We start from the raw sequence: 16,926 nt of genomic DNA, 5'->3' as shown, positions 1-16,926 counted from the left end.
CAAGAACTGAGGAGCTTACACCGCAACCCCGAGCAGCCGCGTGAGCTGCGCGCCAACGAACTCGAACTCGATCAAGAACGCATCGTGGCCGAAGGGCGACTCCAGCCGCACAGCCTGATCGCCGTCGAGGGCGCCGGGCACGTGCAACGCAATCTCGTCTTGACCGTCGAGCGTGAACAAGCGGTCGCTCGGGATGCCGATTACGAGCGTCGGAACAGTGATCGTGGTGAGTGCAGCGCGCACGCCACCACGCCCGCGACCGACGTCGTGTGAACTCATGGCCTGCACGAGTGTGAGGTAGCTGTTTGCGTCGAAGCGGCGGGTGAATTTGTTGCCGTGGAAGTCGAGATACGACTCGACGGCGAAGCGGCCTCCCTTGCCGAGCGGGCTCACCGCCGACTGCCACGACCGGCCGAATCGCTCGTCGAGCTCGCGGTTACTGCGGTAGTTGAGTAGCGCGAGGCGACGTGCGGTGGCGAGGCCGTGGTGCGGGCCGATGCCGTCTGGAGCGTCGTAGTAGTTGCCGCCGCGGTAGGCGGGGTCAGAACGAATGGCTTCGAGCTGTACGAGGTTCAGACCGATCTGATCCGCCGTGGTGACGGGCGGTGACGCGATCACCGCGAGGCGCTCTGCGCGTTCCGGGTACATGATGGCCCACTCGAGGGCGTGCATGCCACCCATCGATCCGCCAATCACTGCCGCAAATTTCGGAACACCGAGCGCTTCGGTGAAGCGGGCCGCCGCGTGCACCTGGTCCCGGATGGTGAGGTAGGGGAATCGGCCGCCCCATTCGCGGTTGTCGGCCGCGAGTGACCCCGGGCCGGTCGATCCTTGACAGCCGCCGAGCACGTTGGGTGCGATGATGCAGTACTTGTCGGTGTCGAGGTGCTTGCCTGGGCCGACGATCTCTTCCCACCAGCCGCTCGTTGCGTGTCCGGAGCTTGCCGGACCAACGAGGTGGCTGTCGCCGGTGAGCGCGTGGAAGACGAGAATTGCGTTGTCTCGCGCCTCGTTGAGCTCGCCGAAAGTTTCGTACGCGATGCGCACGTGGGGGATGTGTTCACCGGCCTCCGTATCGAGCGATCCAATGTTCAGGAACTGGCGATCGCCAACCGGGTCGCCGTCCCGCCAGCCGCCGGAAATCGGCGGACGACCCATGAGCGCGCGCAACTGCGCGTCGGTGATGAAGTCGGTGGGAAATGAATCCTCGGGTGTCTGCCAGTCCATACTCCCTATTGTGGCCTGGTTCCGAAATTCGCGTGCCAATGTTACGGAACCGGGCTGGGGGGAGTGGTGGCGGATCCGCGCGCCCCGCCACACACAACGACGCGGGCGCTGCCCGGGCCCCAAATGGAGCTCAGGCAGCGCCCGCGTGGTGCGTGCGTAGTCGAAGGTTACGCGTTGTTTGCGACGACCGCGCGAGCGGCTGCGAAGCCCTGCTCGAGGTCTGCCTTGATGTCGTCGATGTGCTCGAGGCCGACCGAGAGACGGATCAGGCCGGGGGTCACGCCGCCCGACAGCTGCTGCTCGGGGGTGAGCTGCGAGTGGGTCGTCGATGCGGGGTGAATGACGAGCGAGCGAACGTCGCCGATGTTTGCGACGTGGCTGAAGAGCTCGAGCGAGTTCACGAATGCCTTGCCAGCTTCAACGCCGCCCTTGAGTTCGAACGAGAGCACTGCGCCGACGCCCTTGGGTGCGTAGGTGTTTGCTGCTGCGTAGCTCGGATCGGTGGGGAGGCCTGCGTAGTAGACGGTCGCAACGTCGGCGTGCGAATCGAGCCACTCTGCGGTGTCCTGTGCGTTCTGGGTGTGACGCTCCATGCGCAGCGAAAGGGTCTCGACGCCCTGGAGGAGCTGCCATGCGCTGAGGGGCGCGATTGCCGAACCGAGGTCGCGGAGCAGCTGCACGCGTGCCTTGATGATGTATGCGATGCCGTCGCCGACTGCACCGGTGTAGCTGACGCCGTTGTACGAAGCGTCGGGCTCGGTGAGGTCGGGGAAGCGCTCGACGTGCTGCGACCAGGGGAACTTGCCGCCGTCGATGATTGCGCCACCGAGGGTGGTGCCGTGGCCGCCGAGGAACTTCGTGACCGAGTGGAGCACGATGTCAGCGCCGTGCTCGAGCGGACGCACGAGGAAGGGGCTTGCGACGGTGTTGTCGACGATGAGGGGCACGCCGTTTTCGTGTGCGACGTCTGCGACAGTGCGGATGTCGAGCACCTTGGTGCGGGGGTTGGCGATCGACTCAGCGAAGAAGAGCTTCGTGTTCGGGCGAACGGCACGCTGCCACTCTGCGGGATCATCCTGGTTCTCGACGAAGGTGACCTCGATGCCGAGCTTGCCCAGGGTGTACTTGAAGAGGTTGTAGGTGCCACCGTAGATCGAAGCCGACGACACGATGTGGTCGCCTGCGCTCGCGATGTTCAGTACTGCGAAGGTCGATGCTGCCTGGCCGCTCGACAGCAGGAGTGCTGCGGTGCCACCCTCGAGCGCTGCGAGGCGCTGCTCAGCAACGTCCTGCGTGGGGTTGGTGATGCGCGTGTAGATCGGGCCGAACTCAGCGAGTGCGAAGCGGTTTGCTGCCTGCTCGGTGCTGTCGAACACGAATGCGGTCGTCTGGTGAATCGGCAGCGCGCGCGAACCCGTCGTTGGGTCGGGCTGCTGGCCAGCGTGGATCTGCTTGGTCTCAAAGCTCCAGGCGGTCGGTTCAGTCATGTTGGATCCCCCGATAGTGAAAAGATGTGGGCGGTGTAGGTCTGAGTAAGACACTAAAAGGTTCCCACACAACCAGCAACGCAATACGACACGAAGTGTAACCTTGAGCCAGAATCCCGACCGGGTGCTGTTTTGCACGAATGGAGTCCCCATGCGCAATCGCGTTGTTGTCACAGGAGCAAGCTCAGGAATTGGCGCTGCAACGGTGCGTCGCTTTGCCGAACTGGGGTGGGAAACGGTCGCGGTCGCGCGCCGTGCAGACCGCCTGCAGGCGCTCGCAGCTGAGACCGGCGCGCACGTCATCGTGTGTGACGTGACAGACGAGGCGCAGGTTGCTGCGATGGCCGCTGAGGTTGCCCGCACTGGCGGCGCGAATGCGCTCGTGAACAATGCCGGTGGTGCGCTCGGCACGGAGCGCGTTGAGGACGCGTCGAACGATGACTGGCGCGCAATGTTTGAGGTCAATGTGATCGGCCTGCGTACGGTGACTGCCGCCATGCTGCCGATCCTGCGCGCTGCGACTGAGCACGCGGATCCCGAGGCCACCGGCGTCGATGCCGGGCACGGGTGGGCCTCCATTCTGAACCTCACCTCGACTGCTGGTCACAGCGCGTACCCCGGTGGCGGTGGCTACAACGCGGCGAAGTATGCGGCGCACGCCGTCACCGAGGTGCTGCGGCACGAGCTTGCTGGCGAGCCGATCCGCGTCATGGAGCTGGCCCCCGGCCTCGTGCACACGGAGGAGTTCACCCTGAACCGGCTGCGCGGCGACGCTGTTGCAGCTGAGAAGCCGTACGTTGACGTCACCCCGCTGCAGCCGGAAGATGTCGCGCGAGTGCTCGTGAACGCCTTCGAGCAGCCGCCCCACGTGAATCAGGACCTCATTGTGATCCGCCCGGTCGCGCAGTCCAGTGTCTTCCACACGCGTCGCGGCCCGCTCGCAGCGCGTACCGCCGAGTGACCCCGGTGGCAGCAACACTCGCCGATCTCGTCGCCACCGGTCGCATGGCTGCGGACTGGGCTGAGGCACTCGCCCCGGTCGAGGCCGAGCTCACGGCCGCGCTTGAATTCCAGGCTGCCGAACGCGCGGCAGGCGAGGTGGTGCTTCCAGACGAGGCGCGGATCTTCGCCGCCTTCACCCAGCCCCTCGCCGACGTGCGCGTGCTCATCGTCGGTCAAGACCCGTACCCGACACCTGGCCACGCGGTCGGGTTGTCCTTCTCCACTGCGCAGGAGGTGCGGCCGCTGCCGCGCAGCCTTGCGAACATCTATCGTGAGCTCGCGACTGACCTGGAGATCGCACCGGCGGATCACGGTAACCTCACTTCCTGGGCTGATCAGGGCGTGCTGCTCCTCAATCGCGTGCTCACGGTGCGCGCGGGGGAGGCCGGCTCGCACCGCGGTCATGGCTGGGAGGCGGTAACCGAGGTCGCGATCCGCGCCCTCGCAAAGCGTGGTGGCCCGCTTGTCGCAGTGCTGTGGGGAGCGGATGCGCGCAAGCTCGCACCGTTGCTTGCCGGCGTCGAGATCATCGAGAGCGCACACCCGTCACCGCTGTCTGCATCGCGCGGGTTCTTCGGCTCGCGACCGTTCAGCCGTGCAAACGCCGCCCTCAGTGCGCAGGGGATTGACACGATCGATTGGCGCGTGCCGCAGGCGACGCTGTGGGACGACTAGGCGTAACCCGTCCCTCATGAGACCGGCTGCAGGCCGGAGAGATGCTCGAACACGATTTGTGTTTGTGTCTGTGCGAGCGCGGGTCGATTGCTCAGGTGCTCGGCGATGAGCGCGCGCAATGCTGAGACGCTTTCGCATGACACGTGGAGCACGAGATCCTTTTCGCCGCCGATGAGGAACACCTGCTGCACCCCAGGCACCGAGCGCAGGTCTTCTGCGAGTACCGGGACCTGGTCGCGCTGATCCGCGCGCACGGCAACGAGAATGAGCGCGCTCACTGCCCGGCCGAGGGCTTCGGGGTCAATGTCGGCCTGGTAGCCGCGGATCACGCCGCGCTCCTCGAGCGCTTGGACACGGCCGTGGCAGGTAGACGTCGGGATTCCCACCTGCGCCGCAAGCTCCTTGTAGGGCATGCGACCGTGGCGAGCGAGTGCGGTCACGATCTTGCGGTCGATGTCCGTGAGGTGAACTGTGCTCAAAATCGGCTCCCAATACGCGTAAAAAACTGAAACTTTTACGATTAATTGCCAGTTTCTCGGATTCCTTCCGAAATGGCCAGACCCAATTCGGACATACTGGCAAACTAAGGCAACCAACTCGAATCGCGACGGAGGGAATTCGGTGCCACTCTACGATCTCAGTCCCATCGTGACGCCGGAGACCCCGCACTGGCCGGGCGATCAAGACTTCACCCGTGCCGAGCGTTGGCGCATCGCCGACGGCTCATCGGTCAACGTTGGTACCGTCACGACCACGTCTCACATCGGCGCACACATCGATGCCCCGGCCCACGTCGTCGATGGTGCGGCAACGGCGGAGGCGATCCCGCTCGATGCGTGCATCGGTGACTGCCTGGTGCTCGATGTCGCCGATCTCGTCGATCGCACGAACATACCGCACGGACCAGCACCGGTTGCCGCAATCCGGGCGCGGATCGCACAGCTCCTGCAGCGCACACAGCAGACAGCGCCCGCACATCCCGCTGCGGCGAGCGCGGCACAGATGACGGTCGAACGGGTGCTGCTGCGGCACCGATCCGCCCCAGGAAACGACTGGCTGCCGGACTCGCCTGGACTCGACCCTGAGTTTGTGACCTGGTTTGCGGGGCAGGGCGGGCGACTGATCGGTATCGACATTGATTCGTTTGACCCGCTCACTTCGAAAGGCTTGCCCGCGCACCACGCGGCCATCGCTGGTGGCGTCGTCATGCTCGAGGGGCTTGCGCTCGCCGCAGTTCCGGAGGGTGTTGGCGATCTCGCGGCGCTTCCCGTTGCGTGGGCTGGCGCCGATGCTGCGCCAGTGCGAGCGGTGCTGCGCACGTAGCGCGATCCGGGGCATCTCCACACCTCTTCTGGCCACTACTCGGCCGACTCATCCATCCCAGACGAAGGAGTCATCCCATGACCGTTTCGACCATCGTTACCCGCGAGGACTGTGTTGCCGCTGACGCGACCGATCCGCTCGCGCAGTACCGTGACAAGTTCGCGCTGCCCGAGGGAGTCATTTACCTCGACGGCAACTCGCTCGGTGTGCTGCCGAAGGACGCGAGTGCGCGTGCGAACGACGTGATCTCGCGCGAGTGGGGCACCGACCTCATTGCGAGCTGGAACACGAACGACTGGTTCGACCTCCCCGTTCGCATTGGCGAGAAGATCGCACGTCTCCTCGGTGGCGCGGCCGGTGCCTGCGTCGCGACCGACACCACCTCGATCAATGTCTTCAAGGCTGTTGGTGCAGCGCTCGACATTCAGTCGCAGGATGCCCCTGCGCGCAAGGTCATCATCTCGGAGCGTGAGAACTTCCCGACTGATCTCTACATGGTGGAGGGGCTCATCAAGTTCCTCGACCGTGGGTACGAACTCCGTCTTATCGACGACGAGGCGTCACTTGACGCCGCACTCGGTGACGACGTCGCCGCGGTGCTCCTGACGCAGGTGAACTACCGCTCGGGTCGTCTGTGGGACATGGCACGCGTGACGCGCAAGATCCAGGACGCTGGCGCGCTTTCGATCTGGGATCTCTGCCACTCGGCTGGCGCGGTCCCGATTCGTCTCGATGAGGCGAACGCCGACTTCGTTGTCGGCTGCACGTATAAGTACCTCAACGGTGGCCCCGGCTCACCCGCCTTCATCTGGGTCGCGGATCGCCACGTCAATCGCGCATGGCAGCCCCTCGCGGGCTGGTGGGGGCATTCGAAGCCCTTCGACATGTCGGTGTCGTACGAGCCGAGCCAGGGGATCCGCCGATTCCTCGTGGGCACGCAGCCGATCATCTCGCTCGCGACCATGGAGGTCGGCGTCGATATCGCCCTGAGCGTCGACGAAGCGGAGCTGCGCAAGAAGTCGCTTGCACTCACGTCGCTCTTCATCAAGCTGGTCGAAGAGCGGATCCCGAACCACCCGCTCACGCTCGTCACTCCGCTCGATGAGGACGAGCGTGGCAGCCACGTCAGCCTGCGTCACCCCGAGGGGTTCGCAGTGATGAAGGCCCTCATCGCGAACGGCGTCATCGGCGACTACCGCGAACCTGAGGTGCTGCGTTTCGGCATTACCCCGCTGTACATCGGGTTCGCAGATGTGTGGGACTCGGTGGAGACCCTGCGTCGCGTGCTTGACGAGGAGCTGTGGCGTGCGCCTGAGTTCCAGATCCGCGGCGCGGTGACGTAGGCCGTATCCCTAGCTGTGTGTCCGGCCGCAATGGTGCGGTCGGGTGCGAACGGAGAAGAAAACATGCAGGAATTCAAAGACATTCAAACGCGCGAGATCGGTCTCGCGAAAAGCCTGACCTCGGGCCAGCTGGGCATGATCGCGCTGGGCGGCGCAATCGGTACCGGCCTGTTCCTCGGCAGTAAGTTCGCGATCGGGTTCGCCGGTCCGAGCGTCATTATCAGCTACCTCATCGGTGGCTTCATTGCACTCATGCTCATGGGCGTACTCGCTGAGATGACTGTGAAGCACCCTACCTCGGGCTCATTCGGAGCGTACGCAGAGTATTACCTCGGTCCCATCTGGGGCTTCCTCACCCGCTACATGTACTGGCTGTGCATTGTGCTCGCGGTCGGCACTGAGGTCACCGCTATCGGTGAGTACATGCAGCTGTGGTTCCCTGGCGTTCCACCGTGGATCTGGGTGGTGGTCTTCTCAGCCGCACTCATCCTCGTCAACGCGATGAACGTGAAGAGCTTCGGCACCCTGGAGTACTGGTTCTCGACGATCAAGGTGTTCGCGATTCTCGCGTTCATCATTATTGGTATCTGGCTTGTCTTCTTTGCCGGCAAGCAGCAGGAATACGGCTTCCAGAACTGGACGGCAGACGGCGGCTTCATGCCCAACGGGTTCACCGGCACCTGGTTCGCGGTGATCGTGGCGATCTTCAGCTACCTGAGCATCGAGATGATCGCGGTCGCTGCTGGCGAGGCGAAGGAACCTGAGAAGGCCGTGAAGAAGGCGTTCCGCTCGACGATTCTTCGTCTCGTCATCTTCTACTTCCTCACGCTCGCGCTCATCGTGTCGATTGCGCCGATGCACGAAATCCTCGAGGGTGGCAGCCCCTTCGTGACGGTCATGCAGGTCGTTGGTATCCCGTTCGCAGACTCGATTCTCAACTTCGTCGTCATCGTTGCGGCCCTCTCTGCGATGAACAGCCAGCTGTATATCTCGACCCGCATGATGTTCTCGCTCGCGCGTGCTGGCGAAGCCCCCAAGGCTTTCGGCAAGGTGGCCAAGAACGGCAGCCCGCTCAACGCCCTTGCGCTCTCCACGGCTGGTATCGCGGTGGCAACCATCATCTACGTGCTCGTACCAGAGCAGGCGTTCACACTGATGTTCGCGATCTCGATGTTCGGTGCGATGTTCACCTGGTGCCTCATCTTCATCACGCACATCGCATTCCGCCGCTACTACGCGAAGCGCGGTGAGACGCTCGACTACAAGATGAGCTTCACGAAGATCGGCGCCTGGGTTGGTGCGCTCATGATGATCGCTGTCGCAGTCTCGACCGCGTTCACCCAGGAGTTCTGGGCCACCTTGCCCTTCGGTGCAGGCAGCCTCGCTCTCACGATCATTGCCTATTTCGTGCTCCGGAAGAGCCGCAAGACCACACCGATCACCGTGGTGCGCGGATCAGCTCCCACCGAGTAACACCGGTCGCGCTGGCGGCTTTCCAGCGGTAGTGAAACGCAAGCAGGGCGGCCCCGAGATTCTCGGGGCCGCCCTGCTTGCGTGCAGTGGGAACTACTGCTTGTCGGACGCGGCGTCTGCCGCAGCGCGCTCGGCTACGTCGGCTGCCGACGGCTGCACCACGTGGATGCGCTCGGTCTGGTCAACGAGCTGGAACGGCAGGCGACCTCGCGCCGGCACGAAAAGTTTGTAGCAGACCGCGAGCAGCGCGATCCAGACGAGTCCGACACAGAGCGCAGGGCGTGACTCGGGCACGATGCCGACCATGACGATGACGAACAGGATGAACGCCACGGCAAGGTATGAGCCGACCGGCCAGAGTGGCACGGGGAACTCGCTCGGCAGTCGGTGCTCACGTTCGACCTCGCGCTTCATACGAATGTGCGCGATGAGAATGACGAGCCACACGAGCACCGTCGCGAAGGTCGCGAGTGCGCCGAGCAAGAACAGCACCTGGTCGGGGTAGAGGAAGTTGAGCACGACGCCGATGAGGAGCGCGACAATCATTGCGAGCACGGTCATGATGGGCACGCCGTTCCGGGTGGTACGCATGAACGCCCGGGGTGCGTGGCCCTGCTCGGCAAGACCGTGAATCATGCGGCCAGCGCCGTACACATCAGCGTTCATTGCCGACAGTGCGGCCGTGATGAGAATGACGTTGAAGACCGCTGCTGCTGCCTGGAACCCGATCGACTCGAAGATCGATACAAACGGACTCGTGTCACCCGTGATGTCGACCCACGGCTGGATGCACATGATGACGCCGAGGGTGAGCACGTAGAAGAGCAGAATACGTACGGGGACCGAATTGATCGCCTTCGGCAGCACCTGCTTGGGGTTCTGTGCCTCGCCAGCGGTGATGCCGATGATCTCGATGCCTCCGAAAGCGAACATCACAATGGTGAAGGACGCGAGGAAACCGCCGATACCGTGGGGCATGAAGCCGCCGTGGTCGACGAGATTGTGCAGACCCATGCTCGAATTGTCTGCGCTGCCAAAGCCGAACAGGATGACGCCAATGCCCGCGGCGATGAAGACGATGATTGCGGTGACCTTCAGGAGCGAGAACCAAAACTCAAGCTCTCCGAAGACCTTCACACCAACGAGGTTGATCGCCGCGAGGAAGAAGATGACCGCGAGCACCCAGATCCACTGCGAGACGTCTGGGAACCAGAACCTCATGTAGACGCCGACCGCCGTGGCGTCGAAGACCGCGACGAGGAACATCTCAAATGCGAAGCTCCAGCCAACGAGGAACCCTGCGAACGGGTGAATGTAGCGCGAGGCGTACTGACCGAACGAACCAGAGACGGGGTAGCGCACAACCATTTCACCGAGGGCGCGCATGACCATGAAGACCGCTGCGCCGCCGATGATGTAGGCGAGCAGCACCGAGGGGCCCGCCGTTTGAATCGCGCTTGACGATCCCATGAACAGACCCGTGCCGATGGCCGAGCCGAGTGCCATGAACCGAATGTGACGTGCGGTGAGACCGCGCTTCAGGGTTGCTTCCTGAGCGGGGGTGTCTGTGTGACCCATGATGCTTCCTACTATTTGCCGAGGCGCTCGGCGAGACCGGCTGCTGCTTCGAGGACGCACAGGGCGGCGAGCCGCACTGTGCGCTGATCCGCGCTATCGGCAGTGGCATCAACCTCAGCGAGATCGACACCACGCACGCGAGGATCGGCCGCGAGCAGTCGGGTGATGCTGCGGAGTTCGTGCGCTTGGATTCCGCCGGGAATCGAGGCCGGGCACCCAGGTGCGACCGAACGATCGCAGACGTCCACGTCGAGATCAACGTGAATCGGGCCACCTGCCGAGCCCGCGATGCTGAGAGCCTCTTCGACGATAGCCGAAATTGGGCGTTCGAAAAGTTCAGTGCGGTGAATCACCGAAATGCCGAGCTGCTTTGCTCGCTCGCGATATGCGCGGGAATTGGCAAAGTCAGCGATGCCGATCTGCACGATGCGGGTGGGGTCGAGACCCGCTTCGACCAGGCGACGCACGGGGGAACCATTCGAGCGGCCGTCACGAAGGTCGTGGTGCGCGTCGAGGGTGATGAGCCCTGCGGTCGCGAGCTGGTCGCCGGCGACGCCGAGGGCGGCTGGCACGGTGAGGGCGTTATCGCCACCAAGTGCGACGACGAGTTCAGCCTTCGCGGCGAGCGCCTGGACGTACGCGGTTGCTGCGATTTCGCCTTCTTCAGTATCGGGGGAGTCGACGTCACCGGCATCGAGGATGCGGAGTGCTTCGTCGAGCACGAGCTCACGCTCTGCACCGCGAGTGGCTGGTGACCCTGCTGCGACAACATGGCTGGAGTAGCGCTGCAGTGCGGCGCGGATCGCTGCGGGGGTCTCATGGGCGTTCGTGGGAGACAGCGAGGTCGCCGAGGTCGGAATTCCGACGACGATGAGGTCAGCTGGTGCGGTCTCGGCGCTGGCCCAGTTGCCCGTGCGGGGCCACGCAGGATCATGGGACAGGGGCTTCGGAATTACGGCATCGTTGCTCATGCTTGTGACCGTAGCATCGGCGTGCTGTGGTCGATCAAGGGGGTAGATCCCGCTTTCGTCTGGGATACCAGACTCGTCAGGTTGGCGGGACTGCGGCTCATAGCTTCAATTCTACGGAGCGAAACGTCAAGTGTCTGGGATCCCAGACACTTGACGGGAGTTTCTTGTGGAATAAGGGCACGGGCGCGCTCAGAATCGGACTATGAATAATCTCCCCGAAGCTGTCGTCCTTGGCGCCGACCCCTTGACCATCGCCGATGTCGTAAACGTCGCCCGTGCAGACGCTCGAGTCGAGATTGCCGCAGCGGGCCTCGAACGTGTCGCTGCGAGCCGCCAGGTCATCGAAGACCTCGCAAACGATAGCCGCCCGCACTATGGCGTCTCGACCGGCTTCGGCGCGCTCGCAAAGGTGCAGATTCCCGTTGAGAAGCGCCAGCAGCTCCAGCGCAGCCTCATCCGTTCGCACGCAGCTGGCACCGGTGCCGAGGTTGAGCGCGAGGTGGTTCGCGCCCTCATGCTGCTGCGCCTCAACACCCTTGCCTCGGGCCGCACGGGTGTGCGCCCGGTCGTGGTCGAAACCTACGCGGCGATTATTAACGCAGGCATCACCCCGGTCGTGCACGAGTACGGCTCGCTCGGCTGCTCGGGCGACCTCAGCCCGCTGGCACACTGCGCGCTCACGCTCATGGGTGAGGGCGATGTGCGGGTGAGCCGCGATCCGCACTCCGCTCCGATTCCTGCAGCTGAAGCGCTCGCCGCAGCCGGCATCGAGCCGCTCGTGCTCGCTGAGAAGGAGGGCCTGGCGCTCATTAACGGCACTGACGGCATGCTCGGCATGCTGTGCCTTGCGCTCCACGATCTTTCGTCGCTGCTCGTCACGGCTGACATCGCTGCCGCAGCGAGCGTCGAGGCGCTGACTGGCACCGACGCAGTATTCGCGGCGGATCTGCACGAGCTCCGTCCGCATCCCGGTCAGGGCCGTGCCGCTGCGAACATGCTTCGCGTGCTTGAGGGCTCGACCCTCGTCCAGCGCCCGACCGAGGGCGAGTTCACCCGTGTGCAAGACGCCTACTCGCTCCGCTGCTCACCCCAGGTGCACGGCGCCGCTCGTGACACCGCTGAGCATGCTTCGCGGGTGGCAGCGATCGAGCTCCGCTCGGCCATCGACAACCCCGTCGTGCTACCCGATGGCCGCGTCGAATCGAACGGCAATTTCCACGGCGCACCCGTCGCGTATGTCCTCGACTTCCTCGCGATCGCTGTTGCTGACGTCGCAAGCATCTCGGAGCGTCGCACCGACCGCTTCCTCGACGTAGCTCGCAACCACGGCCTGCCGCCGTTCCTCGCGGCAGATGCTGGCCTCGACTCGGGACTCATGATCGCGCAGTACACAGCAGCAGGCATCGTGTCAGAGCTGAAGCGCCTCGCAGTGCCAGCCTCGGTCGACTCGATTCCGTCGTCGGCGATGCAGGAAGACCACGTTTCGATGGGCTGGCACGCGGCGCGCAAGCTGCGCCGCGGCATTGACGGTCTGTCACGCGTGCTCGGCATCGAGCTCCTCGCGTCGACCCGCGCACTCGACTTCCGTGCGCAGGCAGCTGGTGCCGGTGATCCCGCGGCGGTGACGCAGGCGATCCACGCCCTGTTCCGCACCGAGATCAGCGCACCCGATACCGATTCCTTCCTGTCGCCCACGATCCAGGCGGCAACCTCATTCGTCGCGACCGGAGCCGTGCGCGAAACTGCAGAACAGGTCATTGCTGGCCAGTTCGCCTAGCCTGCTGGTTCCCGATGGGTGCCCTGTGATTAACTCACAGGGCACCCATCGCATTCAGTGCCGAACATAAAGCGAGAGCATGAACGAGCATCACCCCACGGGGGCAACCCGACGAAGCGCAGACGCGGCGGCACCGCCGCTCGCGACGTCGAAGGTCCCTGCCGCTGACCAGACCCTACGGATCCTAAATCTGCTCGCGACCTCACGCGGACCGATGGCCGCAACGATGATTGCCGCACAGCTCGAACTACCTCGCTCAACGGTGTACCACCTGCTCGGCACGCTGCAAGAACACGGCTACGTCATGCACCTGCCAGAAGAACGACGCTACGGCCTCGGCATTGCCGCGGTCGCGCTAAGTTCGGCGTACGAACGTCAGGAACCCCTTACCCGCATCGGCCGGCCGCTGCTCGCCGCGCTCGTCGACCGCGTTGGCGTGAGCGGTCACCTCGCCGTGCCGCACGGACGAGATGTGCTCTACGTGATTGAGGAGCGCGCGGCTGGCTCACCTCCGCTCGTCACCGACGTTGACGTGCGGTTGCCGATGCACCTCACCGCGAGCGGTCGAGCGATCCTCTCGATGATGCCGAAGGCGCAGGTGCGCGCGCTCTATCCGAGTAGCGATGCGTTCGTGAGCCGAGTCGGTTCGCCAGAACAGATCGACCGATACTCGCGGCTGCGCTCGATTCTCGATGACACCCTGAACCGGGGCTATGCCCTCGAACGCGGCGACATTACTGACGGCCTCGCCTCGGTAGGTATCCCGGTACTCGACCACCGCGGCTGGCCCGTCGCTGCAATCGCGGTGACGTTTCCCGAGCAGCGCCTCACCGAGGCACAGGTCTCCGCGCTCGCCGCAGACGTGCGAACGACCGCGGAGGCGCTGTCAGCGCGCATCCACGGTCGTCGTGTCACTTCGTAGCGAGGCAGCCTCGCGGCGGGGTTAGACGATCCGTTCGCCCGTGCGCCAGACCCCTGCCGTCAGCGGCATGCCCGGACGGTACGCGAGGTGCGTTACCGACGGAGCACTGATGAGGTGCAGATCGGCTCGCGCGCCAGGCGCAATCACGCCGACCCGTGGCTGGGCGACGCCGCGCGGATCGATCCATCCGTCCTCGTGCATCCCGAGCGCGACCGCGCCACCGAGCGTCGCTGCGCGCACCGCCTCCTGAACGGTGAGGCGCATCTGCAACACAGCCGTCGTGACGCAGAACGCCATCGAGCTCGTGTACGAGGTGCCAGGGTTGCAGTTCGACGCGAGCGCGATCACGGCGCCGGCGTCGACCAGCGCGCGAGCTGGCGCGAGCGGCATCCGGGTCGAGAGATCGCATGCGGGGAGGACTGTCGCGACGGTGCCGCGCGATCCGCCGGTCCACGAGTCCGCAAGCGCATCGATGTCGCCGGGCGTGAGGAACGCGACGTGATCGACGCTGAGTGAGCCGTGTTCGACCGCGAGCTGCACGCCGGGGCCGTGCCCGAGCTGGTTGCCGTGCACGCGAGTTGCGAGGCCGTGCGCCTGCGCAGCCGCGAGCACCTCACGCGAGGCGTCGCCATCGAACGCGCCGGTCTCGCAGAACACGTCTACCGCGCTCACGTGGGGTGCGACCGCGGTCATCATCTCGCCAGTGACGAGGGAGATGTAGGCGCGCGGATCCGCCCCAGCAGGTACCAGATGCGCCCCAAGGAACGTCACCGCGTCGGCAACCGTGCCGGCGACGCGTGCTGATCGCAGCTCGTCAGCGACCGTCAGACCGTACCCGGTCTTCGTCTCGAGCGTGGTGGTGCCGCCGCGCCTGGCTTCGTCGACCAGCCGGGTGAGATTTGCGGCGAGCTCGGCGTCGGTCGCAGCGCGGGTGGCGTCAACCGTGACGTTGATGCCACCCGCGGCGTAGGACTCACCTGCCATCCGCGCCTCGAACTCAGCCGTGCGGTCGCCCGCAAAGACCATGTGGGTGTGCGAATCTACCCAGCCAGGGAGCACCGCGCGACCGGCGGCATCAACGTGTGTATCTGCCGCCGGGGCGTGTGCCGCCTGACCGGTCCAGGCGATCCGCCCACCCTCGATGACGACGGCGGCGTCGTGGAGACGGCCGCCGTTCGCATCATCGTTGGTGGTCAGCTCGCCGATATTCGTAATGAGGATGGAGTCAGACATCGTGCCTTCTTTGGTGAGTTACCAGCTCTGATCAGTGTTGCGGATCACGGGCTCCATGGGAACCCTGACGCCGCGTTCCTTCGCGACATCGACCGCGCGCTGATAACCGGCATCGACGTGGCGGATCACGCCCATGCCCGGATCGTTCGTGAGCAGTCGCTCGAGCTTCTGCGCCGCGAGTTCGGTGCCGTCAGCGACCGAGACCTGACCCGAGTGGATCGAGCGGCCGATGCCGACGCCACCGCCGTGGTGCAGCGAAACCCAGGTTGCGCCGGAAGAGGTTGCGGTGAGGGCGTTGAGGAGCGGCCAGTCGGCGATTGCGTCCGAGCCATCGGCCATGGCCTCGGTTTCTCGGTATGGCGATGCGACCGAGCCGGAATCGAGGTGGTCGCGTCCGATGACGATTGGTGCCTTGAGTTTGCCCTCAGCAACGAGTTCATTGAACCGGACGGCCGCGCGGGCGCGATCGCCGTAACCCAGCCAGCAGATGCGAGCGGGCAGGCCCTCGAACTCAACACGCTCTTGTGCAGCGCGGATCCAGCGGTGCAGGTGCTCGTTCTCGGGGAAGAGCTCGAGAATCGCTTCGTCGGTGACGCGGATGTCTTCGGGATCCCCCGAGAGGGCGGCCCAACGGAACGGGCCGAGGCCCTCGCAGAAGAGCGGGCGAATGTACGCCGGAACGAAGCCGGGGAATTCGAAGGCGCGATCGTAGCCACCCTTGCGCGCCTCGTCGCGGATCGAGTTGCCGTAGTCGAAGACCTCGGCGCCAGCGTCTTGGAACTCAACCATCGCGCGAACGTGTGCGGCCATCGCGGCCTGCGCATCGGCGGTGAAGGTCTCAGGATCGGCTGCCGCGCGCTCCTGCCAGTCTGCGACGTCGTAGCCGATCGGGAGGTAGGAGAGTGGATCGTGCGCGGAGGTCTGGTCAGTCACGATGTCGATCGTGATGTCACCTGCGCGGTGGCGCCGGAGGATCTCGGGGAACACCTCTGCAGCGTTGCCGACGAGGCCGACAGACCAGCCACGCTTTTCGTCCTTCGCCTGCTGCACCTTGGCGAGCGCTTCGTCGATATCGGTGACGACCTCGTCGAGGTAGCGCTTGCCAGCGCGGCGCTGCAGGCGCGTCTCGTCGACATCGACGATGAGGCATGCGCCGTCGTTCAGGGTGACGGAGAGCGGCTGGGCGCCGCCCATGCCGCCGCAGCCACCCGTGAGGGTGATGGTGCCTGCGAGTGATCCGCCAAACTTCTTGCGTGCGATCGCGGCAAACGTCTCGAAGGTGCCCTGGAGGATGCCCTGGGTGCCGATGTAGATCCATGAGCCGGCCGTCATCTGGCCGTACATCATGAGGCCCTCTGCCTCGAGCTTGCGGAATTCTGGCCACGTGGCCCAGTCACCGACGAGGTTGGAGTTCGCGAGGATGACGCGCGGCGCCCACACATTCGTGCGGAACACGCCGACTGGCTTTCCTGATTGCACAAGAAGTGTTTCGTCTTCTTCGAGATCGCGCAGGGTTTCGACGATTGCGTCGAATGCTTCCCAGCTGCGGGCCGCGCGACCCGTGCCGCCATAAACGACGAGATCGTCTGGCCGCTCGGCAACTTCTGGGTCGAGATTGTTCATGAGCATACGGAGAGGGGCTTCGGTTTGCCAGCTCTTGGCACTGATGTCGGTGCCTCGCGGGCTCTTCACTGAGCGTGCGCCGGGGAGTGTCATGGTGTTCCTTTCCTGGGAATGTGACTGCTTCCATGACACCGTGCCTGCAGGTGCTAAACAACGGGGGAGTGCGCGTAGTTGTCTGGGATCCCAGACACTCGAGTTCTTGGAGTTGCTGAATTCGAGTCGAATTTTGCCTGAAAACCAGCCGAATAAAACACTGACATGCTGAATGCTCGATTTTTTCGCGGTAAGCTAA

At 64.5% G+C, this 16,926-nt stretch carries 14 protein-coding genes; 7 read left to right on the top strand and 7 right to left on the bottom strand.

The window, feature by feature from the left end:
* Positions 1-15: 15 nt before the first annotated feature.
* Together ICM05_RS00390 and ICM05_RS00385 are read right to left on the bottom strand one after the other, a co-directional pair.
* Complete coding sequence (locus ICM05_RS00390; RefSeq protein ID WP_188022585.1) at positions 16-1,227, bottom strand: homoserine O-acetyltransferase; 1,212 nt, start codon at positions 1,225-1,227, stop codon at positions 16-18.
* A gap of 167 nt (positions 1,228-1,394) precedes the next feature.
* Entirely contained in the window at positions 1,395-2,714 is a 1,320-nt protein-coding gene (locus ICM05_RS00385) for a bifunctional o-acetylhomoserine/o-acetylserine sulfhydrylase (protein WP_188022584.1), read from the bottom strand.
* 151 nt (positions 2,715-2,865) lie between these two features.
* Here ICM05_RS00385 and ICM05_RS00380 point away from each other — a divergent pair, with 151 nt between their 5' ends.
* Entirely contained in the window at positions 2,866-3,675 is an 810-nt protein-coding gene (locus ICM05_RS00380) for an SDR family oxidoreductase (RefSeq protein WP_188022583.1), read from the top strand.
* A gap of 5 nt (positions 3,676-3,680) precedes the next feature.
* Entirely contained in the window at positions 3,681-4,391 is a 711-nt protein-coding gene (locus ICM05_RS00375) for a uracil-DNA glycosylase (RefSeq protein WP_188022582.1), read from the top strand.
* 14 nt (positions 4,392-4,405) lie between these two features.
* Here the strand turns inward: ICM05_RS00375 and ICM05_RS00370 are convergent, their stop codons facing one another.
* Positions 4,406-4,870, bottom strand: a complete 465-nt coding sequence (locus tag ICM05_RS00370; RefSeq protein WP_188022581.1) for an Lrp/AsnC family transcriptional regulator — start codon at positions 4,868-4,870, stop codon at positions 4,406-4,408.
* A gap of 142 nt (positions 4,871-5,012) precedes the next feature.
* Between ICM05_RS00370 and ICM05_RS00365 the strand changes: the two genes are divergently transcribed.
* The 3 genes from ICM05_RS00365 (at position 5,013) to ICM05_RS00355 (ending at position 8,530) form a co-directional block, all read left to right on the top strand.
* Complete coding sequence (locus tag ICM05_RS00365) at positions 5,013-5,714, top strand: cyclase family protein (RefSeq protein WP_188022580.1); 702 nt, start codon at positions 5,013-5,015, stop codon at positions 5,712-5,714.
* Positions 5,715-5,791: 77 nt separating this feature from the next.
* On the top strand, positions 5,792-7,057 hold the full coding sequence (kynU, locus tag ICM05_RS00360; RefSeq protein WP_215401712.1) for a kynureninase: 1,266 nt from the start codon (positions 5,792-5,794) through the stop codon (positions 7,055-7,057).
* Positions 7,058-7,120: 63 nt separating this feature from the next.
* On the top strand, positions 7,121-8,530 hold the full coding sequence (locus ICM05_RS00355; protein ID WP_188022579.1) for an amino acid permease: 1,410 nt from the start codon (positions 7,121-7,123) through the stop codon (positions 8,528-8,530).
* A 93-nt stretch (positions 8,531-8,623) separates the two neighbouring features.
* Here ICM05_RS00355 and ICM05_RS00350 read toward each other — a convergent pair whose 3' ends face one another.
* Both ICM05_RS00350 and ICM05_RS00345 read right to left on the bottom strand, forming a co-directional pair.
* Positions 8,624-10,108 carry an amino acid permease gene (locus ICM05_RS00350; RefSeq protein ID WP_188022578.1) on the bottom strand — a complete coding sequence of 495 codons (1,485 nt, stop codon included), beginning with the start codon at positions 10,106-10,108 and terminating at the stop codon, positions 8,624-8,626.
* A gap of 11 nt (positions 10,109-10,119) precedes the next feature.
* Positions 10,120-11,079: an arginase family protein gene (locus tag ICM05_RS00345; protein ID WP_188022577.1), complete on the bottom strand. Its 960-nt coding sequence runs from the start codon at positions 11,077-11,079 to the stop codon at positions 10,120-10,122.
* Between the two features lie 202 nt (positions 11,080-11,281).
* Here ICM05_RS00345 and hutH point away from each other — a divergent pair, with 202 nt between their 5' ends.
* Together hutH and ICM05_RS00335 are read left to right on the top strand one after the other, a co-directional pair.
* The gene (hutH, locus tag ICM05_RS00340; RefSeq protein ID WP_188022576.1) at positions 11,282-12,856 is read left to right on the top strand and encodes a histidine ammonia-lyase; all 1,575 of its coding nucleotides are present in this window, start codon (positions 11,282-11,284) and stop codon (positions 12,854-12,856) included.
* A 79-nt stretch (positions 12,857-12,935) separates the two neighbouring features.
* Positions 12,936-13,778, top strand: coding sequence for an IclR family transcriptional regulator (locus ICM05_RS00335; protein ID WP_188022575.1), 843 nt, complete (start codon positions 12,936-12,938; stop codon positions 13,776-13,778).
* 21 nt (positions 13,779-13,799) lie between these two features.
* Here the strand turns inward: ICM05_RS00335 and hutI are convergent, their stop codons facing one another.
* Together hutI and hutU are read right to left on the bottom strand one after the other, a co-directional pair.
* Entirely contained in the window at positions 13,800-15,011 is a 1,212-nt protein-coding gene (gene hutI / locus ICM05_RS00330; protein ID WP_188022574.1) for an imidazolonepropionase, read from the bottom strand.
* Between the two features lie 18 nt (positions 15,012-15,029).
* The gene (gene hutU / locus ICM05_RS00325) at positions 15,030-16,727 is read right to left on the bottom strand and encodes a urocanate hydratase (RefSeq protein WP_188022573.1); all 1,698 of its coding nucleotides are present in this window, start codon (positions 16,725-16,727) and stop codon (positions 15,030-15,032) included.
* Between the last annotated feature and the right edge of the window lie 199 nt (positions 16,728-16,926).

Origin of the sequence: Leucobacter sp. cx-42 (assembly GCF_014529985.1) — a bacterium.
In the GTDB taxonomy this organism is placed as follows: Bacteria; Actinomycetota; Actinomycetes; order Actinomycetales; family Microbacteriaceae; genus Leucobacter.
The sequence above is the reverse complement of the archived record's forward strand: the minus strand, read 5'-3'. Positions and strand labels throughout refer to the sequence as shown.

Bases quoted from the DNA above. Each gene is read 5' to 3' on its own strand.
- ICM05_RS00390 (WP_188022585.1), bottom strand. From the start codon at position 1,227: ATGGACTGGCAGACACCCGAGGATTCATTTCCCACCGACTTCATCACC.
- ICM05_RS00385 (WP_188022584.1), bottom strand. From the start codon at position 2,714: ATGACTGAACCGACCGCCTGGAGCTTTGAGACCAAGCAGATCCACGCT.
- ICM05_RS00380 (WP_188022583.1), top strand. From the start codon at position 2,866: ATGCGCAATCGCGTTGTTGTCACAGGAGCAAGCTCAGGAATTGGCGCT.
- kynU (WP_215401712.1), top strand. From the start codon at position 5,792: ATGACCGTTTCGACCATCGTTACCCGCGAGGACTGTGTTGCCGCTGAC.
- ICM05_RS00355 (WP_188022579.1), top strand. From the start codon at position 7,121: ATGCAGGAATTCAAAGACATTCAAACGCGCGAGATCGGTCTCGCGAAA.
- ICM05_RS00350 (WP_188022578.1), bottom strand. From the start codon at position 10,108: ATGGGTCACACAGACACCCCCGCTCAGGAAGCAACCCTGAAGCGCGGT.
- ICM05_RS00345 (WP_188022577.1), bottom strand. From the start codon at position 11,079: ATGAGCAACGATGCCGTAATTCCGAAGCCCCTGTCCCATGATCCTGCG.
- hutH (WP_188022576.1), top strand. From the start codon at position 11,282: ATGAATAATCTCCCCGAAGCTGTCGTCCTTGGCGCCGACCCCTTGACC.
- ICM05_RS00335 (WP_188022575.1), top strand. From the start codon at position 12,936: ATGAACGAGCATCACCCCACGGGGGCAACCCGACGAAGCGCAGACGCG.
- hutI (WP_188022574.1), bottom strand. From the start codon at position 15,011: ATGTCTGACTCCATCCTCATTACGAATATCGGCGAGCTGACCACCAAC.
- hutU (WP_188022573.1), bottom strand. From the start codon at position 16,727: ATGACACTCCCCGGCGCACGCTCAGTGAAGAGCCCGCGAGGCACCGAC.